Origin of the sequence: Halobacillus amylolyticus (genome assembly GCF_022921115.1) — a bacterium.
Lineage (GTDB): Bacteria > Bacillota > Bacilli > Bacillales > Halobacillaceae > Halobacillus_A > Halobacillus_A amylolyticus.
In genome coordinates, this window is sequence record NZ_CP095075.1 from 3380346 (window position 1) to 3404414 (window position 24069).

At 39.1% G+C, this 24069-nt stretch carries 24 protein-coding genes and 1 pseudogene; 17 read left to right on the forward strand and 8 right to left on the reverse strand.

The window, feature by feature from the left end:
- Positions 1-217: 217 nt before the first annotated feature.
- Both MUO15_RS17250 and MUO15_RS17255 read right to left on the reverse strand, forming a co-directional pair.
- Positions 218-499, reverse strand: a complete 282-nt coding sequence (locus tag MUO15_RS17250; protein ID WP_245031259.1) for a YdcF family protein — start codon at positions 497-499, stop codon at positions 218-220.
- 14 nt (positions 500-513) lie between these two features.
- Positions 514-816: a YdcF family protein gene (locus tag MUO15_RS17255; RefSeq protein ID WP_245031261.1), complete on the reverse strand. Its 303-nt coding sequence runs from the start codon at positions 814-816 to the stop codon at positions 514-516.
- A gap of 721 nt (positions 817-1537) precedes the next feature.
- On the opposite strand from MUO15_RS17255, the gene MUO15_RS17260 reads away from it, so the two are divergent.
- From MUO15_RS17260 to MUO15_RS17280, 5 genes are all read left to right on the forward strand, one after another.
- A complete protein-coding gene (locus tag MUO15_RS17260; RefSeq protein ID WP_245031263.1) occupies positions 1538-2947 on the forward strand; it encodes a PTS transporter subunit EIIC in 1410 nt (469 codons plus the stop codon).
- A gap of 30 nt (positions 2948-2977) precedes the next feature.
- Positions 2978-4018: an ADP-ribosylglycohydrolase family protein gene (locus tag MUO15_RS17265; RefSeq protein WP_245031265.1), complete on the forward strand. Its 1041-nt coding sequence runs from the start codon at positions 2978-2980 to the stop codon at positions 4016-4018.
- Positions 4008-4721 (forward strand): GntR family transcriptional regulator, encoded by a 714-nt coding sequence (locus MUO15_RS17270; RefSeq protein ID WP_245031267.1) that lies wholly within the window; start codon positions 4008-4010, stop codon positions 4719-4721. Before MUO15_RS17265 ends, MUO15_RS17270 begins: the two co-directional genes overlap by 11 nt.
- 214 nt (positions 4722-4935) lie before the next feature.
- Positions 4936-5916, forward strand: a complete 981-nt coding sequence (locus tag MUO15_RS17275) for a translation initiation factor eIF-2B (RefSeq protein ID WP_245031269.1) — start codon at positions 4936-4938, stop codon at positions 5914-5916.
- Positions 5917-5925: 9 nt separating this feature from the next.
- Entirely contained in the window at positions 5926-6741 is an 816-nt protein-coding gene (locus tag MUO15_RS17280) for a BtpA/SgcQ family protein (RefSeq protein ID WP_245036071.1), read from the forward strand.
- A 632-nt stretch (positions 6742-7373) separates the two neighbouring features.
- On the opposite strand, the gene MUO15_RS17285 is transcribed toward MUO15_RS17280, so the two are convergent.
- Positions 7374-8513, reverse strand: coding sequence for a Fic family protein (locus MUO15_RS17285; RefSeq protein ID WP_245031271.1), 1140 nt, complete (start codon positions 8511-8513; stop codon positions 7374-7376).
- Positions 8514-9346: 833 nt separating this feature from the next.
- Between MUO15_RS17285 and MUO15_RS17290 the strand changes: the two genes are divergently transcribed.
- The 4 genes from MUO15_RS17290 to MUO15_RS17305 all read left to right on the forward strand — a co-directional run bounded on the left by MUO15_RS17290 (position 9347) and on the right by MUO15_RS17305 (position 12408).
- A complete protein-coding gene (locus MUO15_RS17290) occupies positions 9347-10144 on the forward strand; it encodes a glutamine ABC transporter substrate-binding protein (protein ID WP_245031273.1) in 798 nt (265 codons plus the stop codon).
- A 76-nt stretch (positions 10145-10220) separates the two neighbouring features.
- Positions 10221-10880: an amino acid ABC transporter permease gene (locus tag MUO15_RS17295; protein WP_245031275.1), complete on the forward strand. Its 660-nt coding sequence runs from the start codon at positions 10221-10223 to the stop codon at positions 10878-10880.
- Positions 10880-11602 carry an amino acid ABC transporter ATP-binding protein gene (locus tag MUO15_RS17300; RefSeq protein WP_245031277.1) on the forward strand — a complete coding sequence of 241 codons (723 nt, stop codon included), beginning with the start codon at positions 10880-10882 and terminating at the stop codon, positions 11600-11602. The genes MUO15_RS17295 and MUO15_RS17300 overlap by 1 nt, the downstream gene beginning before the upstream one ends.
- 236 nt (positions 11603-11838) lie before the next feature.
- Positions 11839-12408, forward strand: coding sequence for a DUF7713 domain-containing protein (locus MUO15_RS17305; protein WP_245031279.1), 570 nt, complete (start codon positions 11839-11841; stop codon positions 12406-12408).
- 790 nt (positions 12409-13198) lie between these two features.
- Here MUO15_RS17305 and MUO15_RS17310 read toward each other — a convergent pair.
- A complete protein-coding gene (locus MUO15_RS17310) occupies positions 13199-13702 on the reverse strand; it encodes a sigma-70 family RNA polymerase sigma factor (RefSeq protein WP_245031281.1) in 504 nt (167 codons plus the stop codon).
- 193 nt (positions 13703-13895) lie between these two features.
- Here MUO15_RS17310 and MUO15_RS17315 point away from each other — a divergent pair, with 193 nt between their 5' ends.
- The 3 genes and pseudogenes from MUO15_RS17315 to MUO15_RS22230 form a co-directional block, all read left to right on the forward strand.
- Positions 13896-14363, forward strand: coding sequence for a sigma-70 family RNA polymerase sigma factor (locus MUO15_RS17315; protein ID WP_245031283.1), 468 nt, complete (start codon positions 13896-13898; stop codon positions 14361-14363).
- A gap of 312 nt (positions 14364-14675) precedes the next feature.
- The gene (locus tag MUO15_RS17320; RefSeq protein ID WP_245031284.1) at positions 14676-15629 is read left to right on the forward strand and encodes an LCP family glycopolymer transferase; all 954 of its coding nucleotides are present in this window, start codon (positions 14676-14678) and stop codon (positions 15627-15629) included.
- A gap of 267 nt (positions 15630-15896) precedes the next feature.
- Positions 15897-15980 (forward strand): annotated as a pseudogene (locus MUO15_RS22230) (hypothetical protein); the annotation flags it as partial.
- Positions 15981-16405: 425 nt separating this feature from the next.
- Here the strand turns inward: MUO15_RS22230 and MUO15_RS22235 are convergent.
- The 4 genes from MUO15_RS22235 to MUO15_RS17330 all read right to left on the reverse strand — a co-directional run bounded on the left by MUO15_RS22235 (position 16406) and on the right by MUO15_RS17330 (position 17686).
- Positions 16406-16504, reverse strand: coding sequence for a putative holin-like toxin (locus tag MUO15_RS22235; protein ID WP_396266265.1), 99 nt, complete (start codon positions 16502-16504; stop codon positions 16406-16408).
- Between the two features lie 407 nt (positions 16505-16911).
- Positions 16912-17112, reverse strand: a complete 201-nt coding sequence (locus MUO15_RS17325; protein WP_245031285.1) for an amidohydrolase family protein — start codon at positions 17110-17112, stop codon at positions 16912-16914.
- A gap of 287 nt (positions 17113-17399) precedes the next feature.
- On the reverse strand, positions 17400-17561 hold the full coding sequence (locus tag MUO15_RS22240) for an amidohydrolase family protein (RefSeq protein ID WP_396266359.1): 162 nt from the start codon (positions 17559-17561) through the stop codon (positions 17400-17402).
- On the reverse strand, positions 17489-17686 hold the full coding sequence (locus MUO15_RS17330; RefSeq protein WP_245031286.1) for a hypothetical protein: 198 nt from the start codon (positions 17684-17686) through the stop codon (positions 17489-17491). The genes MUO15_RS22240 and MUO15_RS17330 overlap by 73 nt, the downstream gene beginning before the upstream one ends.
- A 272-nt stretch (positions 17687-17958) precedes the next feature.
- On the opposite strand from MUO15_RS17330, the gene MUO15_RS17335 reads away from it, so the two are divergent.
- From MUO15_RS17335 to MUO15_RS17355, 5 genes are read left to right on the forward strand one after another with little or no spacing between them, the layout of a single operon-like run.
- Positions 17959-19107: an acyl-CoA dehydrogenase family protein gene (locus MUO15_RS17335; protein ID WP_245031287.1), complete on the forward strand. Its 1149-nt coding sequence runs from the start codon at positions 17959-17961 to the stop codon at positions 19105-19107.
- Positions 19104-20204, forward strand: a complete 1101-nt coding sequence (locus MUO15_RS17340; RefSeq protein ID WP_245031288.1) for an acyl-CoA dehydrogenase family protein — start codon at positions 19104-19106, stop codon at positions 20202-20204. Before MUO15_RS17335 ends, MUO15_RS17340 begins: the two co-directional genes overlap by 4 nt.
- On the forward strand, positions 20201-21007 hold the full coding sequence (locus tag MUO15_RS17345) for an enoyl-CoA hydratase/isomerase family protein (RefSeq protein ID WP_245031289.1): 807 nt from the start codon (positions 20201-20203) through the stop codon (positions 21005-21007). Before MUO15_RS17340 ends, MUO15_RS17345 begins: the two co-directional genes overlap by 4 nt.
- A 60-nt stretch (positions 21008-21067) precedes the next feature.
- A complete protein-coding gene (locus MUO15_RS17350) occupies positions 21068-22042 on the forward strand; it encodes a TAXI family TRAP transporter solute-binding subunit (protein WP_245031290.1) in 975 nt (324 codons plus the stop codon).
- Between the two features lie 39 nt (positions 22043-22081).
- Positions 22082-24067: a TRAP transporter permease gene (locus tag MUO15_RS17355; protein ID WP_245031291.1), complete on the forward strand. Its 1986-nt coding sequence runs from the start codon at positions 22082-22084 to the stop codon at positions 24065-24067.
- Positions 24068-24069: the final 2 nt, after the last annotated feature.

Genomic DNA, 24069 nt, shown 5'->3' on the forward strand with positions numbered 1-24069 from the left:
AAATGTATTCTAAGAGATAAGAAAATCCTTTATAACGGGTGGCACAGGGGGCTCCTGTCCAAATCCAAAATAAAGGACTAACACATGGACAAGAATACCTCTGTTTCGGGGTCTGACCCCGGTGCGTTAAACCGTTAAAGTGTTTGTTATTTTTAACTTGAAGGTGATGTGAAGTGATCTGAGCACTAATGACATAACTTAGTGATGGGGATCTTTTTCACAGAGTAAAATGGTTCACTAGCGGAAAAGGAACTGTAACCAATACCCATTTGACATATTCCTTAAACGCGGTTCCACTTTCTAATTCTGTTATGCCATCTTCTGGATTATAAAATGAAGGTGCAAAAGAATACGACAAGGAAATATCATTATTATAAACCTTCTCAAAAGTAAATTTACTTCTAAGAGAATGATAGTTACTTGTTACCACAATAGCTGATTTGTAATTATTTGCTTGCATAATGTCTTCTGTGTACAAGGCATTTTCATATGTACTCATAGCTTTACGTTCTTCTATAGTGCCTTTTTGGAAATTCCTAATGCTACAGCTTCTTCGGTGGTGGTTCCTGGTTCTGTAGAGTTAGAATGAATAACAGTGTCGGCAAACCCTTTTTCATATAGGTTACTTGCATGCTCCAAGCGTTCTTGACCACCGCTTAAGACGATTATAGCGTCAGAGGCTACAGGGTTGCTCTCCTCTACGAGTAGCTCTGGACCTATGATAAATAGGGTTATGGAAACAGATGTAACAATAAAGAGACTAGTCAAAAATAATATTAGAAGTGCTCGTCTAGCCTTCAATTTTGTTAACCGCATTTGTTTGTCCCTTCCATTCACACGAATATTAAAGGCTATTAATCTCTTTATAAATTTAAATAGGGGGAAGTGCCAAACTGAAATAAGGATACCACATTTATAAAGAGAAAACACCTGGGTAGTGCCACCAAAATACTTAGATTTTGGGGTCTGAACCCCGTCACGTTAAAGTGGTAAAGGTTTGCATAAAAAATGTCGGGGTCTGACCCCCAGAGCGTTAAAGCAGTAAATGATGAACTTTAGTTTTTATTTAGGATCGTGCTTCTTTTTTAGAGAGAAGTGATAATGTTTTAATTTTGGACTTTTTCAATGACCTTGCAGGGGATCATTCTTTTTACATAAACGTAGGTGCCTGACACCTACGTTCTTTCTTTATATAAAATAATGTTTCTCGGTCGGATTCTGGTAGGGCCATTGGGTCTAATCCCCGGTGTCAATTGGATCTTACAGATTCGGAACAGTGGGAAAGCATCCTTCCCTGGTCACCGTCCCTTCCAGAGATTTGTCAGGTTCCAAATAAGTAAATCAAGCATAAACGAAACCCTCACCATTGCCTAGGTGTGGGTTCTTCATGATACAACTTATACAGAATTACGGAAAAATGCCAGAATATTTGAAAATATTTTATGTAAGGGTTTACACGAATTATATATACATATATTATTGTTATGAGGATATGACGTCATAATGACTATATTTTTAAAAAATGGGAGGGGATTTTATGGGAAAAGTAGATTCTTTAGCAGAACAATTGCTGTCATCGCTAGGGGGCCCGGACAATGTAGTGTCGGTAACTTATTGTGCGACACGATTGCGCCCTACATTAAAAGATCGTGGGCTAGTTGAAAAGAAAGAAATCGAAGCGTTAGACGGTGTAGCAGGACTTGTTGATACGGATCTAGGATTTCAAATAGTGATTGGTACTAATGTCGAAGAGGTTTATAATGAATTTGAGAAGGTATGGAAGTCAAGTACATCAACTGACGCGAATAACGATACGGCAGATATTGCGGATACAAGTGATGAAAAGAAAACTCATTGGTTTAATAAATTTATTGCTCTAGTTGTTAGTATTTTTTCCCCATTATTGCCACTGTTAGCGGGAGCAGGGTTGCTACGAGGATTTACGATTTTGGCTAATGAATTAGGTTGGTTATCAACTGAAAGTACAACAAATTTAATCTTAACTCTTGCAGCGACTTCCGTGTTTCATTTCTTTCCATTATTAGTAGCTATTACGACCGCGAAACGATTTAACACAAGTCCATACATTGCGGTTGCCGTGATGGGTGTACTGATTATGCCCGGTTTTATGAATCTAGTAGAACATAATGGTGGAAATATAGTTACCTTTATAGGCATTCCAATTATTGTATTCAATTATACTGGTCAGATTATTCCAGCTATTTTAACAATTTGGCTACAATCAAAAATGGAACACTATATGAATAAGAAACTACCAAGTAGTTTGCATATGATTGTGATTCCTACTGTATTATTATTTATATTAGTTCCCGTTGCTGCTGGAATATTTGGACCATTAGGAAACTATTTAAGTCTAGGTATCGCCAACTTTGTAGATTGGATAGCCAATATTAGTCCAATTGTTACCGGAGCCGTTATTGGAGGGATTTGGAATATTTTGATTATGTTTGGTGTGCATTGGGCACCGAATACAATTGTGGTTATCCCTGAAATTGCTTCGACAGGTACTTCTGCTCTTATTGCCTATGCTGCGACTGCGAACTTTGGTATGGCAGGTGCTGCATTCGCTATTTTCTTAATGAGTCGGAATCGAGAACTGAAGAATTTTTCAGTAACCGCTATAACATCCGTCTTTTTATCAGGAATTGTGGAGCCAGCAATTTATGGTTTGGGTGTGAAATTTAAGAGTCCATTAGTAGCAGGATGTTTAGGGGCTGCTCTTGGTGGTGCCTTTATGGGGGCTTTTAATGTAGTTGGGAACGCATTTGTATTTGGCGGATTGACAACAATACCTGCATTTGCAGGACCAACATTATGGGCATATGTCGTTGGTTTAGCAATTTCATTCTCGGGAGGAATGGTACTTACAATGATCTTTGGTATCAAAGATCCAAAAGCAGAAATGTCTAATCCAAAAAATAACTAGAAGATTTAATAATTAAAAAGGGTGATGAGCATGAGTTTGAACACAAAAATACAAGGAATTCTAGGATTAGCGGCAATTGGTGATGCGATGGGAGCAGCAACTGAAAATTTATCGTTTGATCAGATACGTAAACAATTTGGTCACCCCGTGAATAAATTTGAGAAACCTGGAGAAACAGCTTTTGCACTAGGAAATGAAGAAGGGCAAGTTACAGATGACTTTTCTCAAATTTATTTTCTTAGTCAAGCAATTTTGAAAAATGATGGCGTTCTTGATAGTGATATTGTAATTAAAGCTATTTTGGATTGGTCAAATGTTCCTTGGTATTTTGATCGTTTCGCGGGTCCTACAACTCGGAGTGCGGTGGCAATGTATAAAGCCCCGTCATTAAAAATGAATCCATTACCAGGGGCGGTCACAGTAGACTATGCATCAAAAGCAACGAATGGGGCAGCAATGAAAATTGCACCAGCTGGAATTTTACACCCTAACGATTTTGAAGGCGCTATTGACGCTGCAATTACGATTACACAAGTAACACACGATAACTCTTTAGCAATTTCCGGTGCTTGCGCAGTGGCTGTTACTACAAGTGCCTCTTTAGCACCGAATGCAACAGTTGAGGAAGCTTTAAGTGCTGGTTTTTATGGGGCTTTACGGGGTGAAACAAAGGCGAAACTAATTTCCCGTGAAGTAGCAGGTCCGAGTGTTGTAGAACGTATCCGATTAGCTTTAAATATAGTAAACGGTAATGGTACAAAAGAAGAAAAACTGCGTCATTTATCGCAGGTGGTGGGTAGTGGTTTGCATATTTCAGAAGCCGTACCTTGTGCATTTGGAATTATTGCTTTAAACAAAGATGATCCCTTGCAAGCAGTGATTGATGCGGTAAACATTGGATATGATACAGATACTATTGCAGCAATCGTAGGGTCTATGATTGGTTCGTTCATGGATTTAACCGATGCAAGATTTATGTCTTTGTTTGAGACTGTGCAACGTGCTAACGATTTTAACTTGGTAGAGTTGGCAAAATCATTAGAAAACGTAGTGAATGCTTATGAGAAGTAATAAAGCTAAATATTTAACGGTGTATGAAGAATTAAAACAACAGATCACCAACGAGGATTATCTCATTGGTGATCTGTTACCAGCAGAGCCCGAGTTACAAAAACGATATAATGTGAGTCGAATTACTATTAGACATGCCGTAGATTTATTGGTAGATGAGGGGTATGTTCAACGGCTTCATGGTGTAGGTACGATTATTATTAGTCAGAAAAAGTCATTACAATTACAAAAATTATTAAGTTTTTCAGAAGATAATAAAGGACGTAATTTACATTCATCATTGTTCTCATTTGAAGCTACTATTCCAGCAACTCTATTAGCTTATTCTCAACTTGATTTGCCAAAAGGAGCAATGGTTAGTTGTCATGAGCGAGTACGCTGGATCCAAGATACTCCGATTGGATTCCATCGTATATATTGTCCTTCATTCATCTCTTTATCTGCTGAAGAGCTCGAGGCGCCTGATGCGTCCTTATATCAATTGTTTCAGCAAAAAGGATATGTGGTGAAAAAAGCCAATGAAACAATTGAATCTATAGCTGCGAGTGAAAAACTGGCTAAAATTTTGAAAGTAGAAGAAAATAGTCCACTATTATATGTTCAACGGTCAACAAAAGATCAACAAGATCGACTAATTGAATATGCCCAAATCTTTTATAGGGGTGATCAATATCGGTACAGTGTCGAATTGGAATCTCCATGATAAAGAAAAGCACTATGAAAGAATATCTCAAATTTAAGTATGCCTAATTTAAGCTACAACAAATACGATGAGCTCTTGTCGTCTCTAAAAAAATTAATGGCTCTACTTCTTTGGAACAAAAACACAAGAATTTTACGAATGAAAAAAAGTGTCTAATAACCTCTAAAACACTTAAATCAATATAATTTTGTATAACAGTAAAGGTGATAAATTTATGATTTCTGAAAATGATGCTAGACAAGTATTGACTGATGAACAAAGTATTAAAGCATTTGACGATATAGTTTATCAAAGGATTTTAGGCGCAAGTAAACATATTAATATGATCAGCGATATGATTGAATCTATTGCATTGGAGGGGAGAAGAAATAATTTATCTGTAAATAGTGTAATAGAAAAAATCTTAACTATTTCTCAATATTTCATCGAAACTAGAGGTTCAGCTAGTCAGGCAATTAGTAATGCAATTAACATAATGATAAGAAATATAGATGAAGCAAGAGATTTAGATATCGAAGAAGCTGCAAAGTTTATTATTCAAAAAAAGAATGATTACTTAAATCAATACCAGGAAGCTGTAAATAAAGTTGTGGAATATGGGATCAAAACTGCATCATCAATGAAAACAATCATGGTCTTTGATTATTCAAGTACGGTCAACAAACTCCTTCAAAACCTAAAAAACGAAAATGGAGATTATACAATCATTATACCTGAAAGTAGAGTGATCGATGGGGGTTATCCATTTGTAAGCACTTGTCATGAAGCTGGTCATAAAATTAAATTTATACCGGATTCAGCAATTATGTATTTTTTAAAAGACTGTGATGGCGCATTTTTTGGTGCTGAAACATTTCATCCTGATGGGACTGCCTTTAATACAACTGGTTCAGACATGGTTGGATTAGTGTGTAAAGAGTTTAATATACCTCTTTACGTGCTCACACCTATGATGAAACTTGATATGAGAGCAATTTATGGTTATGAAAAAAAATTAAAAATAAACAACTTAGAAGATACATTAACCTCAAATTGGAATCTTGTTGAAAAAAGTAATATCGACTTCCTTTGTCCAGAACTAATTGGGGTGGAATCAAAATATATAACAGCAATTATTACGGAAAAAGGAATTATTCCTGCAAATCAATTAATCGAAACAAGTAATAGATTCCATAGTAGTTTGAAGGGAGAGTAAGAATTGAATATGCTAAATTCAAACTGTGTAGCTTTGTCTATGGTACAACCAGATCCTCTACCTGGAAGTTATAGACACACTGATAAAAAAATAGAGGAGATAGTAGATCAATCATTAAAAGAAACTGAAATGGTGTTGGAAAATGGATTTGATGGCATTGTCCTACAAAATATGAATGACATGCCGATAAAACAATTCTCTTCACCAGAAGCTATTGCTTATATGACTAAAATAGGAGATGCCATTAAAAGAAACTTCCCTGATCATAAATTAGGTGTCCTGATGAACTGGGACGGAGTAGCAGGCCTCTCTGTGGCAGATGCAGTAGGTGCAGATTTTGTAAGGGTTGAGCATTTATTTACTGGTGTAGAAGTAACTAGTGCCGGATTATTACAGGCTCAATGTGTAGAAATTAATGACCTTAGAAAAAAAATAAAAAGTGATATTCCTATATTTGCAGATGTATATGAGGTACATGGAACGCCTTTAGGAAGAAAACCTATCGAGGATGCTGCTTGGGAATCAGTACATGAAGCATTTGCGGATGGTCTTTTTATTGCAGGAAAGAAACCTAGTGAGAGTTTAGAGTTAGTAAAAAAAGCGAGAACAAAAGTGACAGACACACCAATATTTTTAGGAGGAGGTGCAACAGGAGATAATGTTTTCGAGCTTTTACAACAATATGATGGAGTGTGCGTTGCTACGTGGATTAAAAATGGTAATATGAAAAACCCAATAGATCCTCAACGGGCAAAGGTATTTATGGATGAAGTGAAACGTGCGAAAGAAGCAAAAAGGGAGATGAATTTTGAGTCGAGGGAATAAATAAGCGCATTTCTTAACCTGATGAATTTGGGGTCTGGTCCCCGGTCGTTAAAGCGGTAAAGGTTTGCATAGAAAAATCTTTTTCAAACCAAAAATAATAGTTAGCGACTCGTCATGGAATAAGTTCCTCGCCAGGTGGCGGTAACAGTTTATCCGTTGTCGGATGGGTTTATGTGAATAGTATTACGCCAGCTTCTGGTGAGTTGCTAGCTTGTTTTGAAATTGCGGGGTGCCGTGGACGAAATGGGTGAAGTTCATGCTGCCGTTAATTGCGATGTGGTATGTGTTGTCGATGGTGTTCTTGGCGATCGGGGTGTTGATTGGCTGGGGACCGAATGACTGATTGTAGCTTGAAGATATTATTACTCGCTTCTATTGTCAAAAAGGAAGCGAGTATTTTTTAGTCATAAAATGTCTCCTAATTATTGAATTGTGAAACGAGCATAAGTTTTCAGAGAGCTCGTTGAACTTGTGTAGGTTGGATACCTTGTGAACAAGCACATAATTACGTAGTTCGGAGAAGCAATCAAATAATTGTCGACTCGCTATGTCGAGACAAATCGGGGGCCAAACCTTTCAGTGGTTTAGCCCCAAATTTACTTAATATGCTTGAGGCTCTCTTCCCGTCAATATTAATCTAAAATACAAACCAGATAGTCCCCTCTAGACTCTCCAGGCCTAATCACATCAAGTTCTTTTAACTTTGATAAATTTTTAGCAATACTAGATGACGATGCATTCAACATATCATCAAACATTTGACGATGGAAATGCTCTCCATCATCCATTCGAGCGATAATTTCAAACATTGTTCGTGAGTGTCCTTTGCCTAATAACTCTTTAACATGTTTAATTCTGTCATAACGCTGAAGTTCCTTTAATACTTTCATAAGTGAGGCATTAATACATTCTAAATAGAATAATAAAAATGGTTTTAAGTCCCCTTGTGTTGCTTGCATAAGAGTGTCATAGTATTCTTCAATTCTTTTGTCAAAAAACTCCTCAACACTGAAAGCGTCTTTAATGGTACTTAAATCTGGGTGCATAAGGGCAACAAGTGTAGAAAAGGCGCGTGCTGTTCTCCCATTTCCATCAGGGAAGGGATGGATATAACCAATAATATGATGCGTAATCCCTGATATTAACAAGGGGTGAATTCTAAATTGAAGGTTTACATTGTGATCATACTGGTTTTCATGTCCCGTCACGCTCCTATACATCCAATTAAAGAATGCTCCCATTAATGATGGGATTTCACTATAAGACGGGGGCATATAACTAGCTTGCCCATCTCCGTCTTGTAACGAAACTGGAATTCCCCGATACCCATTTGGATGACCAGTCAAATCTTTCATCAAAAGTTCATGAATATTTTTTAAGACTTGTTCATCCATATCGGAGAAATTCTGACGAGGATTTAATTTATATAAATATTCATATGCTTCAAAAACATTTCTTACTTCTAGTTTAAATTTCTGAGAGGTGGTTAATTTCTCAGTCTTATAGTTTTGATACAGTTGTTCAACTTCCTTATATTCTAATTTGTTCTGCTCAATTTTAGTTGTAAAATGTGCTGTTCGTACCATAGAATTTCTAAGAATCGTTGGTTTTAAAGGATGATTCTTAAGGCCTAACCTTGCCAGAGCACCAATGTTCCTTTCAGCCTCCATGACTAATTCCATAAGTTCATAGTCATGAGGATTGAAATTGGGTTTATACACCAAATTGCCTTGTTCCTCAGCAAAATGTTCTCTTGAGAAATTATATGTCAAATTACTCACCTCTTTACATGTATAAATACTATTATATCAATGTTTAGATATTAATTTTATTATATTCTATTACACTTATTATGTACACAAAAAATTACTATTAAACATCCCTGAAAGGATCCAGTCATAAGTGAGAATTTTGAACAAATGGAGCTAGGGGAGTGTCGTCAAGCAGATGGGTTATCCCTGACATTTGTCGTAATATTTGAAATACTGAAATACTGATTTTGGGTTCTGACCTCCAGTGCGTGAATAGTATTACGCCAGCGTCTGGTGTGCGATTGGCGGGGTGCCATGGACGAAGTGAGTTAGGTTCATGCTGCCGTTAATTGTGATGTGGTATGTGTTGTCGATGGTGTTCTTGGCGATCGGGGTGTTGATTGGCTGGGGATTGAATTATTAAGTGAGAATAAGCCACCCCGCTTCTTTTTGAGCAAAGAAGCGGGGTGGCTTATTGGTTTCCTGTGCCGTTGTTTGATTATGAAGAATGTACCTATAGCAAGGCTGTTTTCGCAGGCGAGCGTAAATGGTCTGGAAGTGAGCGAAATTAGGTAGAACGTAGCGTAAAACAAAAATAGTGAGCGCAAGTACTTAAGCTGTGAGCGGAAAAAGTGTTCCCGTGAGCGTCAATTTTTGGGAAATCGTTTCCTGAAAACTCTTGATTAATTATAAACTGACGACTTCTGAATTCATATTTTCGTAATACTTGAAGTACATATAATATATAAGAAAATTATCCTACGCAGGCCGTTGAGCTCGACAAATCATTTAAGGGAGGTCATGAGAGGGCTGGTTTCGAAACCAGTTAGACTAACAAAAGGGGGAAAACAACATTGAAAAAAAGTAACTTGAAGTTTTTAGGTATTCTATTATTTTCTGCTTGTCTGATACTTGGACTTGCTGCATGTGGAAGTGGAGACGAATCAAGTGGGTCAGATGGTGAATTAAAGGATAAATATACAGTTGCAACGGACACTGGATTTGTTCCGTTTGAATTTAAAGAAGACGGTGAGTATACAGGTTTCGACATTGAACTCATTAAGGCGATAGCCGACGAAGCAGGATTTGAAATAGAATTGGCACCAACAAACTTTGATGGTATCATTCCCGGACTGCAAACGGGAAAATTTGATATTGCCATAGCTGGAATTGGGATTACCGAAGAGCGGGCAAAGAAGATTGATTACAGTGATCCATACTACGAATCGGGGCTGCGTATTGGTGTTCCAAAAGATAATACATCAATCAAAAGTCTTGAGGATCTGGAAGGAAAAACAATCGCTACAAGACTCGGGTCAACCAGTGCAGCGTTTATAAAAGAGAATATTAAAGATGCAACAGCAAATGAGTACCAGCAGATGAGTCAGGTGTACCTGGCAGTGGAAAATGGAAGTGCTGATGCTGTTCTGTATGATGCTCCAAATGTGGCCTATTACATCAAAACAGAAGGCAGCGATAAGCTGAAAATGGCCGGCGAATTGTATAAAGCTGAGCAATATGGAATTGCTATTTCCAAAGGGCAAGAAGATTTGGTAAAGGCTATCAATGATGCCCTGGCAACACTGAAAGAAAATGGCACATACGATGAAATTTATAAAAAATGGTTTGGTGAAGAACCAAAAGATTCATAAATAGCAGTTGAAGGGTGTAACCATCCAGTTGTTACACCCTTTTACACTTTTTATAGACAACAAGAGAGGTGAGAGTATGCTGGATAGATTTAATTTTGCCGGTGTTGTTGAATTTTTACCACAATTAATGACTGGTCTTTATTATACGCTGCTGATCTCGGTGGTTGGTCTTTTGATAGGTTTTGTTCTTGGTGCCATTTTTGGATTGGGACGTATTTCAAGATATAAAACTATTTATTGGATATCAAGTGTGTACATAGAGATTCTACGCGGGACTCCGGTTCTGGTCCAGGCCATATGGATATTCTATGCGCTACCGTTGATTATTAACTATAATTTTGATTCAGTTACAGCAGGTATTATTGTTATTGCTTTAAATTCGGGGGCATATATCGCAGAAATTGTGCGTGGTGCGGTCGTATCGATTGAGAAAGGTCAAATGGAGGCGGGCCGTTCACTTGGCCTGAATCATGGACAGACGATGCGTCATATTATTTGGCCGCAGGCTTTCAAACGAATGATTCCTCCACTGGGCAATCAGTTCATTATCAGTATTAAGGATACATCCCTGTTGTCAGTCATACTCGTTCCGGAACTGATTTTCCAAGGACGTTTGATTGCGGCCAACCACTTTAATGCTGTTGAAATTTATACGACAGTTGCCGTCTTCTATCTGGCCATTACTTTAACATTATCCTTCGTCTTGAGCATTGTTGAAAGGAGGCTGGATGTGTAATGATAACAGTTGAAAACTTGCATAAAAGCTTCGGAAAGTTAGAGGTATTGAAGGGGATTGATTGCAAGATTGAACAGAAAGAAGTGGTTTGTGTAATCGGCCCGAGTGGATCCGGAAAAAGTACTTTTTTAAGGTGTTTAAATCTGCTTGAAGAAATTACAAGTGGTGATGTTGTTGTAGATGGTGCACGTTTAAATGATCCGAAGACAAATATAAATGAAGTTCGAAAAGAAGTGGGAATGGTCTTTCAGCAGTTTAATCTGTTTCCACATAAATCCGTAATTGAAAATGTCATGCTTGCTCCACATAAAGCGCGTGGTATCAGTAAAGATGAAGCAAAGGACCGTGCACAGAAGTTGCTGGAAAAGGTCGGTCTGAGTGAAAAAGCTGACATGTATCCAAATCAGTTATCAGGCGGACAGCAGCAACGCGTGGCCATTGCTCGTGCACTTGCCATGGAGCCTAAGGTGATGTTGTTTGATGAGCCAACCTCTGCACTTGATCCAGAGCTTGTTGGTGAAGTATTAGCCGTTATGAAACAGCTTGCCTATGAAGGGATGACGATGGTTGTTGTGACACATGAAATGGGATTTGCCAAAGAAGTTGGGGATCGAGTCCTCTTTATGGATGAAGGAATTATCATGGAGGAAGGCGATCCGGAACAGATCTTTTCGAATCCTGAATCGGAGCGGACGAAAGAATTTCTGAATAAAATATTGTAATGAAAAAAGAAGCTATTGGTCTGTTATTTTGCAGACCAGTAGCTTTTTTTTGAGAGTGAGTGTGCTAATTGGCTGGGGACCGAATGATTAAGAGAGTGAGCGGCCCCGCTTCTTTTTGAGCGCCAGTGGGCCTGATCCCCAAGACGTAAGTAGCGGTGAAGGGGTTTGAAAGAGATTCTGTTTTTACTTCTTTCTTGCTATACTATTAATAAAAGAAATGGAAATGTGGTGGAACAGTGGATGTATGTAATCATTGCAATAAGAATGCTGTAAATGTCATAACAAAAATTGACGGTGAGGAAGCAGGACTTTGTTGGAGTTGTTATAACCAAATCATTTCGGAGGAGCTTGGCGTTGAATTGACGAATGAAATGAAAGAGGTAGCTTTGAGAGATCATGCCGGTGTACTTAGGAGGTTTTCAATTACTCAACGACTAGACCCTCTTGGCATCTTTATGGAAGCTGTTGAGATGAATGAATGTGGTTATGCTTTTGCCGTGCATGGTGAATTGGATGACGATCAGCAGTCCTTACTTCAGAAGCTTCTAGATAAAGTAAAGGCAGGGTTGGCGGAGTCCTATGTTGAAAAAGATGCTTTTCCAAATGGTCAAACCTATCACTCTATCACCAACGATCATTTTCTTGGCCGTATTGACCATGGAGGAGAACATGATGGGCCGGTTGTTGTCATAGATGGTAAACCCTATACGTGGGAAGAAGTCGGTGAGATGATGAAGTCATATGAAGGTTTTCAATTACAAGTTAAGATCTTTGATATGACCGACGACGTGGATTTAGGAATCTGACCAACGGTGCGTTAAAGCGCTAAGGAATCACTGTTTGATTTTGGGTTCTAGTCTATACGGTCTCGTAAGTTAAGCTAAACATCTATACTAACCATCCGCTTTTTTTGTTCCAAATTTCCCACTCTAAAAGTTGCGGAAAAATAACAAATTCATGTAATATAACTATGAGGTGGTTGAGTTGATAAGAGGTTATAAAGAGGAAATATTGTATATACCTAGGCATGATGAGAATATTCGAATTCAGATTTTGAAAACGGGTGTATATATAGGAAACATGTATTATAAAAATAGAGGCTATAAGTTTGAATCTATATCGAAGCAGGAAGTCATCAAAACTTTGTTAGACGATATTAATTTTGAAGTTTAATTTCAATTTTTATATTAGGGGCATCAAAGAATTTATATAGTTAATTCCTTGTTAAGCTTAACTTAATAGTTGAGTGTACTGATTTTGTACTCTGGCCCATGGTTCTAACTATTGCATTGGAAACGGAACCTGACCTCTATGACAAAGAACATCATGTTCATTTGAATGAAGCAAAAGTTTGGATGATTTTTCGTAATGGTGAGCGTCTCCCACAAGTAACTTCTCGTTGGGAAATTGCAGGTGTGATAAATAAAAGTCAATAACATTTACAAGGGATTTCTCTTTAACAAGTAGAATCGATTAAAAAATTATGTAATTAGATTCGACAATTGAGGCTGATGCTCAGTTGCCGAATCCTTTATAATCTATAGTTATAAAGCTGCAACTAATAATCTGATGCAGTATTGTTCAGGAGTTATCTTTTTAATCCTGAAGCTCCATCTCTAATTCCAAAGCCTTACGAAGTTTATTCCTAGCGTGTCTCCCCCAATTCTTTACAGCATCTCTTGTAACGTTTTCCAGTTTCGCGATTTGATCAATAGAAAGATCATGGATGACAAAGTAATAGACCCATTTCCACTGATTTTCCGTCAATATTTCCTTCACTTGTTCCCATAAGTAGTGATCTTGGATAATATCTTCGGTTTGAACGGCTTCCATAGTCGCATGCGTCTGAAAATAGGTTTCCTCATGCTTCGTATTTCTCGCTTCTTTACGAATGCGATCGATTAGAGCGTTTCGTATCCTCCAGCTTATGTACGTTGAGAATCTACCAAGTTCCGGGTTGTAGCTTTCATAAGCGTTCCACAGTGCCTCTAACCCTTCAGCAAAAAAGTACCCATCACGATCTTGAATATGCAGGCGGTGAATGTGATAGTGAATCAGTTGCTCATTTTCTTTAACGATTTGTTCGAAGTTCATGGTCATTTTGTTATCTCCTCTTTAAAATTTTTTCATTCATATATATTATCGTGTTGAAAACCAATTTTGGTGTCATAAGTCGCACAACTTTTTAAAATATTGTAAAAAATTGAAATAATTATTCCCTTTTTGTGGTGCATAGGTAATAATAGGAATGTGCACAATTTATTATTGAATATTCAATAGAAAGAAGAACATGATGAACCATCAGTACGAAGATTATCAAGGGCTCGTTTACACTGTGTTAAAGAAATTGAACATGAAGAAGCCTTACGAGGATTACATTCAGGATGCCTATTTCATTTATGATCAATGTATGAAAAATTACGACTCCACAAAGTCCAACTTTTCTACCTATTTCACGATTCAGTTGACTTTCTATTACATGTCATTATTTCGCAAGCAAAGGGATCAATCGTCACGGTTATCACTCTTGGGTCACTGTAGTAAGGATTCTTTTACACCTGATCCTATCTTAGATTGGATCTCCCTGCATGATATTTTCTATTATTGCGACTTGACGGAATTTGAAAAGAGTGTAGTTCGGCTAACATTAGGCGGCTGTACAGTTGGAGAAATTTCTGAAGCTGAATCTGTAAGCGAGACGACCGTGAAGCGAGCGAGGAAAATGATTAAAGAGAAGACGAGGAAGCATTTAATTATTTAATCGATGATTTTTTCCGGTAACGGTTATGAAGAGACGATGACGGCCCCGGGGGAGAGCGCCCTCTGATGATTAAACATTTAATCAGTGGAGGCATCCAGAACCTATTTTTGTCAATCTACGCGTCACACTTCTATGCAAAATGCATTACCAATACCTTGTCTGGCTTCAACCAATTCTAAGAAAAGTAGATGAAATGGCAAGGCTAACGTTTACTCCCCTTTTATAAAAAATTGTCGTATTCTTGCTGTCTATGTCATTTCTAGTTATAATAGACCATAGACAAATGACAGAATCTGGAGTGAACAAATTACTATGAAACGTTCGGATAAACACAAGAAAAAGAGGCGGAAGTGGTGGAAAGTTCCTCTTATCCTATTAGTCTTGCTACTACTAGGTGGAGGTACCTACCTTTACACCATTTACGCCGGGGCAAAAAGCACGGTTGATGAAAAGATGCATGAAAAGGTAGCTTCCATTGATCATGAAGCGGCAGAAAAGAAAATAACCCAAGAAGAACCTTTAAATATTCTTTTGATGGGTGTCGATGAACGAAAAGGCGACCGTGGAAGATCAGATGCTCTAATGGTCCTTTCCCTAGATCCTGCCAACAACCGCAGCCAGTTGATAAGCATTCCACGTGATACAAGAACAACACTTGTCGGCGATGACCCCAAAGCAGGAACCAAGGACAAGATTAATCATGCGTATGCATTTGGCGGCACGGACATGGCTATCAGGACGGTAGAGAATTTTCTGAATGTCGAAATGGATTATTACGTCAAGATAAATATGCAGGGCCTTTCTAAAATGGTTGATGCTGTTGGTGGAATTACCGTTAACAATTCACTAGATTGGTATGATACCGGTTATTACAAAGAAGGCTATCACTATGAAAAAGGTAAAATCACTCTTAATGGTCCGCAAACGATGGGATATGTACGCATGAGATACCAGGATCCAAGGGGTGATGCGGGTAGAAACGAACGTCAGCGGCAAGTCATTAAAGCGATTGTTGATAAAGGGGCGAGCATTAGTTCCGTGAATCGAATCGGAGAAATGATGGATGTGCTAGGTAATAACGTAACAACCAATATGAATTTCAGCGCCATGAAGAATATCGTGCTAAATTACCGTAGTGCCCAACAGAACATGGAAACGTATCAAATGACTGGGACAGGTACGAAAATCGGTGGTGTGTACTATCTACAAGTCTCTGACCAGGAAGTTCAAGAAGTTCACAATATGATTACGGAATATAGTTCTTAATGACAAGGCTGTCTCTTAGTAGGAGGCAGCCTTGTTCTTTATACTTAGAAACTTTGAACTACCTCTGAGTAAAAACGATAAGAAGGACGACAATGATCCAAAACGGAACACACATAAACAGTGCATTTCTAAATCCTTTTACAAACATGACCTTACACCTCATTCTTTGATGCTTTTAACATTGTTGCTACATGTATAGATCTATATACATTAGTCGTGTGAGAAGAGGGGGACGATTCAGTTTGAAGGAAAAACTCAGAGTCGCCGCTAGGAACGACCAACCGCGAATTACGTGAGGAAACAGGATATCAGGCGGAGAATGGGTATCTCTTGGGTTACTCCATCCTTTAGCAGGATCTACATCTGAAGCGATTCACCTTTTTGCAGCGAAGGCCGTTTCCAGGACTGGGGATCAGGCTCTTGAACTGAGTGAAGAGATTGAGATGCAGCTGGTTGATATGAGTGAATTGTATGCGCTAATTTGGAAGTGGTGATTTCAGACATGGAGCGGGATCTGCTGCTGTTCTGGGGTGTTTGGATGGTTGATACTGATAATATATGTAAGATAAATTCTCCATGTTGTCTTGAACCAATATGAAACTGAATTTTACTATTTAATTTAGCTTTTGTGAAAAATATGGTATAATTAAATCAGAAACAGGATACACATAAGAAAAGGAGATCACAGCGCCAACTGCGATCCCTTAGATAGTTGCTCTTGATTAGGGCAAGGCTATTCGTGAAAATAGACACTCCCCGTTATCCAGACAGGGTGTCTATTTTTTTACGCGTATTATCGCCACTATTAAGGCAATCAATGTTACATTCAAGGTACTAAAGGCTATAGCAACCATCAATGCTTCATAGACGCTCATGGCATCACCCCCTCTTCATTTGACATGGGGATTAGCCGACACCCTATTCAATTCGAACAACTATCTAATTCTATTATTACATAAATGTGTTTGTATTACTTGAAAAAATAAAATTCAACGTAACATTTTTACGGTACAAACAGACAAGGAACTTTTCTCGAAATTTCTAATTAATATAAAACTTTAATTTATAGAGGGAGGTAGCCGTATCAAAGGCAAAGGCTTGTTAATGGGGAAACACAGGAAGTGCTGCTAGCGGATCCTAGCAGCACTATTTTCATTCGCACGCTCAATGGGCAGCTTGGTGTCGAATGGGTCTTATTACGTTGAATTCTAACGTTTACGTACCCGTACATACATTGGTATGAGAGTTAGGGAGTTAAATCCCTGCCAAGGTAATGAATCATTTAGTTGGATTCTTGAAATGTTTCTTGACCATATACAATTTTACCATCAATGATTGTTGCGGCTACATCAATATCCTTAATCTTCATAGGATCCATAGCCATTGGATCATCTTCGAGAACAGCAAAGTCTGCCAGTTTTCCAACCTCAATACTTCCTAATATATCTTCTTCAAAATTTAATGTTGCTCCGTCTATCGTCATCGTTCGTAAAGCTTTTTCTACACTAATTTTTTAATCTTCTCCCAACACGTCATCCCCCATCGTTTGGCGATTGATTGCTGCCCAAACTGAAAATAGTGGGGATATAGGAGTGATTGGGCCAATCGGAATGTAACATGTAGGGATGGCCTCTTTTTGCAGCATCTGCTAAGGGATTAATTTGTTCTGCCCTGTCAGGTCCTAAAAAGATACGTTTATGTCTGTCACCCCCCAGTAGTAAACGTGGTTAATAAAGAAAGACCCTGCGACACAAAGTTCGTTCATCCTATTTAAGTCTTCGGTAGTCCCGTCTGGATATGCCCAATGCGGCGCCGATGGTCAGCACGAGGTTTAGCGGGTAGAGCATATTCGTAGGCATCTAGAATAGACTCAATGGCTCGATCGCCATTTCCGTGAATAGCAATTCTAAATCCTCTTTTGTGTAGATCAATATCTCTTCATTAAAATCTCTCCGCTTATGCAGGAGTTCTCCATAAGTCTCTGGTTCGCAGTAGTCAGGTTCTTTAAGTGCGGCGGTAATTCCTTGAATGGAACCATCCTCGCCGCTAGATAACATTCTCCTAAATTTAATCTACAAAACCTAGATTCTCTCTTTCCAGCTCGTATCGACTATTTTTACGCTTGTTCTCCAAAATGTATAGAAATTTTCAAAGTTATCTAAAATTTAAATGTAAGCTTACAATACACTCCTGATAATTAGTTGGCTTAGTTAGTAATTTGAAAATTTTAAAAGTTGTTGCTATTTATTTTTAATTCCGTTAGAATACAAATTATCAATTAAAGATAACTGTTACCGTATATCGGTAAAAGAGAAAGGTGTTTTTAAACATGAACAAATTAAAAGTACCGATAATGGGATTTACAGAAGAACAGGAAACATTTAGGAATGAAGTACGTCAGTTTATTAAAAGTGAAAAAGACACCTTTGAATCTCAAGTTGACTCATGGTTAAGTGGATATTCACCAGCGTTCTCCCAAAAGCTTGGGGAAAAGGGCTGGATTGGGATGACTTGGCCAAAGAAATATGGTGGGAAAGAGAGAAGCTCTTTAGAACGGTATATCGTTATTGAGGAATTATTAGCGGCAGGTGCTCCAATAGCTGCGCATTGGTTTGCTGATCGACAGACCGGTCCTTTATTTTTAAAGTTTGGAACCGATGAACAAAAGGAATTTTTCCTTCCTAAAATTGCAAAAGGCAGATGCTTTTTTTCAATAGGTTTAAGCGAGCCAAATGCTGGTTCTGATTTAGCAGCTATCAGTACAAGGGCAGAAAGGACAGAGAATGGTTGGGTTTTAAATGGGATGAAGATATGGACTAGTGGGGCACATCTTTCCGATTATATGATCGTCCTCTGTAGAACTTCACCAAAAAACCCTGACAGGAAACATGAGGGGTTAAGTCAATTGGTTGTAGATTTGTCCAGTCCCGGCGTTACTATAAGACCCATCAAATATTTAACAGGAGAAGAACATTTTAATGAAGTGTTTTTTGAAAACGTTATCATACCTGAAGAGAACATTGTTGGGCAGGAAGGGAATGGATGGAGGCAAAGCATGGCAGAGCTTGCTTATGAGAGAAGTGGTCCTGAAAGAATATTGAGCACCTTCCCTTTATTAGAGGAATTGATTGGAACTTTAAGAGAAAATAAGGATTTTCAAGGTATGAAAGAAGCTATGAAACTGCTGTCTCAATTATATAGCTTAAGACATATGTCCATCGGAATTGCCCAATTATTAGAGGAAGGAGCGGATGTAAATACAACAGCCGCTTTAGTTAAAGATATGGGAACAAAATTTGAGAAGAATGTCGCTGAGGTTGCTCGCTTAATTATAGCGAGTAGTCCATCGATGACGTCAGAGGTTCGATTTGAAAAATTATTGGCCCAGTCCATTTTGCATGGGCCGGGATTTACTTTACGCGGTGGGACCACAGAGATTTTAAGAGGAATCGTGACGAAAGGGGTGATTGCTGAATGAGTGATATGCAGGAAATTATATTGGATTCAACCAACAAAATGTTTAAGTCCTTATGTACAAAAGAATTGATTGATCGATCAGAAGAAGGGATATTTGCAGAGGAGTTGTGGTCTGTTTTGGTTGAGTCTGGGGTAACTTCAGTCGGTGTTCCGGAATCCTTAGGGGGCACGGGGGGAGATTACAATGATGCCCTTCATATCTTACAGTTAGCTGGGAAGTTTAGTGTTCCGCTTCCTTTAGCAGAAACATTAATGGTTCAATGGTTGTTGGCGGATCATGGGATATCGCCATCTTCAGAGATTTTGACCCTCTCCGTAAATCCTAAAAACAAGATTGAGCTAGAAGAAACGCCCAAAGGGTACTCCGTACAGGGAAAAGCAGTGAATGTACCTTGGGCAAGACATGCAAAAAGGATAGTAGTCATAGCTAACGTAGAAGGTAAATCCAAATTGGCTTTATTGCCATTAGATAAGGCTAATATTGAGTTTAATAGCAATCTAGCTGGGGAACCATCGGACACGATTCACTTTCAAAGTGTTGATGTAGCTGATATTTTCCTTGAGGAAGTTGATGTAGAGCAATTCAGGATGAAAGTCACTAATTTAGGAGGGTTAATAAAAATCGTAATGATGAGTGGCGCTATGGAAGCTTTATTGGAACTGAGTGTTCTTTTTTCCAAGGAACGTGAACAATTTGGGCGGCCGCTGCATCGCTTACAAGCCATTCAGCAGCACATTGCTGTATTATCTGGTGAAACAGTTGCCTCCGTTACCATTGCAAATAAAGCCATTTTAGCTTTTGGCAAAGGAGTAGATGATCATGAAATTGCTGCAGCTAAACTAAAAGTAAATGAAGCAGCTGGGAAAGTAACTGAAATTGCTCATCAGCTTCATGGGGCAATAGGAGTAACACATGAACATCGATTGAATCAAGTGACACGAAGGCTTTGGGCCTGGAGAGATGAATTTGGGAATGAAAATTACTGGGCAGATCAATTGGCTGACAAAGTCATGAACTCAAACACGGAAAGCTTATGGGAAATGATCACGGATCATCCGGTCATAGCAAAGGTTCAATTAGGGGAGGGAATAAAATGAGTGATTTGATTTTTAACGTGGAAGATCATATTGCAAAAATTACATTAAATAGACCAGATCGTTTAAATGCATTTAGTGAAGAAATGATTCATTTATGGATAGAAGCATTGGAAACAGTCCGAGATTCGGACCACATCCGTGCCGTGCTGATTAGAGGGAATGGTAAAAGCTTCTGTGCGGGCGGAGATATTAAAGAAATGATTGCTGGAAACGGATTTTACAAAAGTGAAGATGATCTGACAAGTACAGGTTTAGCAAGAAAAAATTCATTGTGGAAAAAGGTGCAAAGAATTCCTTTATTATTGGAAGAAATCGATCAGCCTGTCATTGCTCAAATGCATGGTGCAGCGTTTGGTGCAGGACTTGATATGGCACTCATGTGTGATATTCGTATTGCATCAGAAGAGATTAGATTATCTGAAAGCTATGTGAATGTAGGGTTGGTTCCAGGGGATGGGGCTGCCTATTTCTTGCCCCGATTGGTAGGTAAGGATAGAGCGCTAGATATGTTATGGACTGGTAAGGTCATTGAAGCAGAGGAAGCGAAGCAAATGGGGTTGGTGACGTTTGTAGTCCCCCAGGATGAGATCGAGACGTTTACAGATGGTTATTTACAAAAGATTGTGAATGGGCCTCAACAAGCCATTCGATTGACGAAAAGAGCGGTTTATCAAAGTGAAACTATGAGTTTACGCTCATCGCTGGATATGATTTCTTCTTCTATGGGGTTAGTCACTGAATTGGAAGATTACCAGCAAGGTGTGCAGGCGGTTATGGAAAAGCGAAAAGCTACTTTCAAGTAAGGTGACGGTGGATGTTGGTTCCCTTTGGTCTCAATAAATAATGGAGAGGGAGATTATTTTATGAAAAAGATCAGCAGGTTCGGTTTGGTATTAGTAGCTATCGTTCTTATTGTAAGCGGTTGCAGTGGTGCGGCTGGAAACTCAAAAGAGAAACCTCTTGTACTTTCAACAGGAACAACCACCGGGGTCTTCTATTCATTGGGAGCCTTATTATCCACTACTTGGACTAATGAACTGGGTACACAAGTGACGTCGCAAGGTTCTAACGGAAGCGTTGATAACTTAAACTTGATGAGCCAAGGAAACGTCACGATGGGTTTTTCAACCGTAAATATGATGTATCAAGCCTATAACGGGGTTGGCAACTTTGAAGAGAATCAGTACAAAGATATTCGTGTTTTAGCGAACCTGTACCCAAACGTGAGTCATGTCATAGCGTTAGAGGGGTCTGGTATTGAGTCAGTTTCTGATATTAAAGGCAATGGATTCGTGTTTGGTGCTCCGGGAAGTGCTACAGCCATAGAATCCAAATTATTATTGGAAGCACATGGGGTAAGTGTTGATAGTGTGAATGCGAACTACGTTGGATTTACAGAAGCTGTTGATTTATTAAGAAATGGTCAAGTAGAAGCGGCAAATATTTATACTGGTGTCCCTTCCTCGGCTGCAACGGAGCTCATCTCCACTGTTGATTCAAAAGTGCTAAGCTTTTCAGAAGATGCAATCAAAACATTAACGGATGAATCAGACTATCCATGGAATTTTAAACATACCATCGAAGCTGGAACTTACGATAATCAACCGGAAGATATTATTACAGTCGGGCAATTTAGCGGGATCGCTGTTGATGCAAATGTGTCGGAAGAGAAAGTTTATGAGCTGACGAAAGCATTATGGGAAAACCTTGATAAGTTGAAAGAGGGGCAGGCCGTTGCCGAGCAATTTGATCCTGAGTTAGCCGTACAGGGGACCGCAGGCGTTCCATTACACCCGGGTGCAAAAAAATATTATAAGGAAATTGGCGTCCTTGAATAAGCTCTATTTTGACACGACTATGAGGAGGAGGGGGAAAGGATGAAGTTCCTGCCTAAACGAAGGAAGGCAAAAGACTCTGAACAGCTTTCGGAAGTGGATCAGGCAGACGATAGTGTAAAACAGGTGAATTATTTAGGCTTTATGTCTAGAATCATTTTACTTCTATGTATTGTCTGGACTGTATTTCAGTTATATACGAGTAGTTATGGAGTTATGGAGACTGTGAAGTTTAGGGCCTGGCACTTAGGATTTTTGCTTGTATTAACTTTTTTACTCTATCCTGCCTCGAAGAAAAGTAGTGGAAATAGAGTGGCGCCGACGGCCTGGGATATCATTTGTGTCATTCTGGCGGTTGGATCGATTGGCTATTTTATTTCTATGTACGACAATTTTATCCTTGAAAGAAATGGTATCAATACGACACTCGATTATATCATAGGTGGGATTGCCGTACTCTTATTATTTGAGGCAAGCAGGAGGGTTGCCGGAAAAGGACTCACCATCATTGCGGCCATTTTCCTCCTGTATAATTTTTTCGGAGCTTATATACCTGGCCTATTAGGACACTATGGATTTACTGTCGAACGAGTGATTAATGTCATGTTCTGGGGAAGCCAGGGGATCTTTGGCATTGCCTTGGGTGTGTCAGCCACATACATTTTTGTCTTTGTGCTTTTTGGGGCTTTTCTTAAAAATAGTGGTTTTACTGACTTTATCAATGATCTAGCCTTAACCATTGCAGGACGTTCAGCAGGAGGCCCAGCAAAGGTTGCTATTTTTGGAAGCGGCTTCATGGGGATGATTAGTGGGAGTGCTGTCGGAAATGTTGTGACTACAGGTACGGTTACGATTCCGATGATGAAGAAAACCGGATATAACCCTAAATTTGCCGGCGCTGTAGAGGCGGTAGCGTCTACTGGTGGATTAATAGCCCCTCCTATCATGGGAGCTGCTGGGTTTATCATGGCCCAATTTTTAGGTGTGCCGTATACAGTGGTTATGATGGCAGCATTAATTCCAGCGGTCCTTTATTATGTAACCCTATTTATGGTCGTTCATTTTGAAGCGAAAAATATGGGGCTATCCGGTTTATCGAAGGAAAACATCCCAAACGCAGTAGAGGTCTTAAAGAATGGGGGCCATTTGCTAATTCCGCTGATTGTGCTGGTGGGAGCTTTATTTTCTGGTGTAACCCCATTGTTTGCAGCGATCTGGGCATTACTTTCGACCGTAGCAGCTAGCTGGTTAAGAAAATCGACGAGAATGAACGTTAGAACGATATTACGTTCTATTGAGGAAGGTGCTAAAGGAGCTATAAACGTTGGGATTGCATGCGCGATTGTAGGCGTTGTGATAGCAACAGTAAGTTTGACAAGTTTAGGACTCGTAGTAGGCAATAATGTGATCAATCTAGCTGGGGATAGTGTGTTCTTAGCGGCATTATTAACAATGGCTATAAGTATCATTCTTGGAATGGGCGTTCCTGTGACGGCTGCTTATATTATTGTTGCTGCCATTGCTGTGCCTATCTTGATCACTATGAATGTCGCACCGTTAGCTGCCCATATGTTTGCTTTCTACTATGCTGCTCTATCCAGTATTACTCCTCCTGTAGCTTTAGCCTCGTATGCAGCAAGCGGAATTGCTGGGACAGATTCTGGAAAAGTATCGATCGAGTCTCTGAAAATAGGATTAGCTGGTTTTATTGTCCCGTTTTTCTTCTTGTTTAACCCAGTGCTCCTGTTTGATGGAGGTTCTACGTGGGATAGTTTGCTTGCTGCTGTCACAGCTATTATAGGTGTGATTGCCCTGGCCTCCGTGGTCAAAGGGAGATTATTTATAAAAACGAACCTAGTCCAGAGAGTAATCATGCTAGTGGCAGCTTTCCTTTTAATTTTCCCGGGGCTATTGTATGGATTGCTTGGGGCGGCTTTGATAGGAGTTGTGACGGTTATGCAGAGGCTTAGTATCAGGAAAGAAGATGAGGCGGCTAAAACAACCTCGGGTAAACGACTTACCTTATAGGA

Excerpts from the sequence above, each read along its gene's own strand:
- MUO15_RS17335 (WP_245031287.1), top strand. The coding sequence starts at position 17,959 with ATGAACAAATTAAAAGTACCGATAATGGGATTTACAGAAGAACAGGAA.
- MUO15_RS17295 (WP_245031275.1), top strand. The coding sequence starts at position 10,221 with ATGCTGGATAGATTTAATTTTGCCGGTGTTGTTGAATTTTTACCACAA.
- MUO15_RS17300 (WP_245031277.1), top strand. The coding sequence starts at position 10,880 with ATGATAACAGTTGAAAACTTGCATAAAAGCTTCGGAAAGTTAGAGGTA.
- MUO15_RS17260 (WP_245031263.1), top strand. The coding sequence starts at position 1,538 with ATGGGAAAAGTAGATTCTTTAGCAGAACAATTGCTGTCATCGCTAGGG.
- MUO15_RS17255 (WP_245031261.1), bottom strand. The coding sequence starts at position 816 with ATGCGGTTAACAAAATTGAAGGCTAGACGAGCACTTCTAATATTATTT.
- MUO15_RS17340 (WP_245031288.1), top strand. The coding sequence starts at position 19,104 with ATGAGTGATATGCAGGAAATTATATTGGATTCAACCAACAAAATGTTT.
- MUO15_RS17355 (WP_245031291.1), top strand. The coding sequence starts at position 22,082 with ATGAAGTTCCTGCCTAAACGAAGGAAGGCAAAAGACTCTGAACAGCTT.
- MUO15_RS17350 (WP_245031290.1), top strand. The coding sequence starts at position 21,068 with ATGAAAAAGATCAGCAGGTTCGGTTTGGTATTAGTAGCTATCGTTCTT.
- MUO15_RS17330 (WP_245031286.1), bottom strand. The coding sequence starts at position 17,686 with ATGTTATCTAGCGGCGAGGATGGTTCCATTCAAGGAATTACCGCCGCA.
- MUO15_RS17265 (WP_245031265.1), top strand. The coding sequence starts at position 2,978 with ATGAGTTTGAACACAAAAATACAAGGAATTCTAGGATTAGCGGCAATT.
- MUO15_RS17250 (WP_245031259.1), bottom strand. The coding sequence starts at position 499 with ATGAGTACATATGAAAATGCCTTGTACACAGAAGACATTATGCAAGCA.
- MUO15_RS17310 (WP_245031281.1), bottom strand. The coding sequence starts at position 13,702 with ATGACCATGAACTTCGAACAAATCGTTAAAGAAAATGAGCAACTGATT.
- MUO15_RS22235 (WP_396266265.1), bottom strand. The coding sequence starts at position 16,504 with ATGAGCGTCTATGAAGCATTGATGGTTGCTATAGCCTTTAGTACCTTG.
- MUO15_RS17320 (WP_245031284.1), top strand. The coding sequence starts at position 14,676 with ATGAAACGTTCGGATAAACACAAGAAAAAGAGGCGGAAGTGGTGGAAA.
- MUO15_RS17280 (WP_245036071.1), top strand. The coding sequence starts at position 5,926 with ATGCTAAATTCAAACTGTGTAGCTTTGTCTATGGTACAACCAGATCCT.
- MUO15_RS17270 (WP_245031267.1), top strand. The coding sequence starts at position 4,008 with ATGAGAAGTAATAAAGCTAAATATTTAACGGTGTATGAAGAATTAAAA.
- MUO15_RS17345 (WP_245031289.1), top strand. The coding sequence starts at position 20,201 with ATGAGTGATTTGATTTTTAACGTGGAAGATCATATTGCAAAAATTACA.
- MUO15_RS17275 (WP_245031269.1), top strand. The coding sequence starts at position 4,936 with ATGATTTCTGAAAATGATGCTAGACAAGTATTGACTGATGAACAAAGT.
- MUO15_RS17315 (WP_245031283.1), top strand. The coding sequence starts at position 13,896 with ATGAACCATCAGTACGAAGATTATCAAGGGCTCGTTTACACTGTGTTA.
- MUO15_RS17325 (WP_245031285.1), bottom strand. The coding sequence starts at position 17,112 with ATGACGATAGACGGAGCAACATTAAATTTTGAAGAAGATATATTAGGA.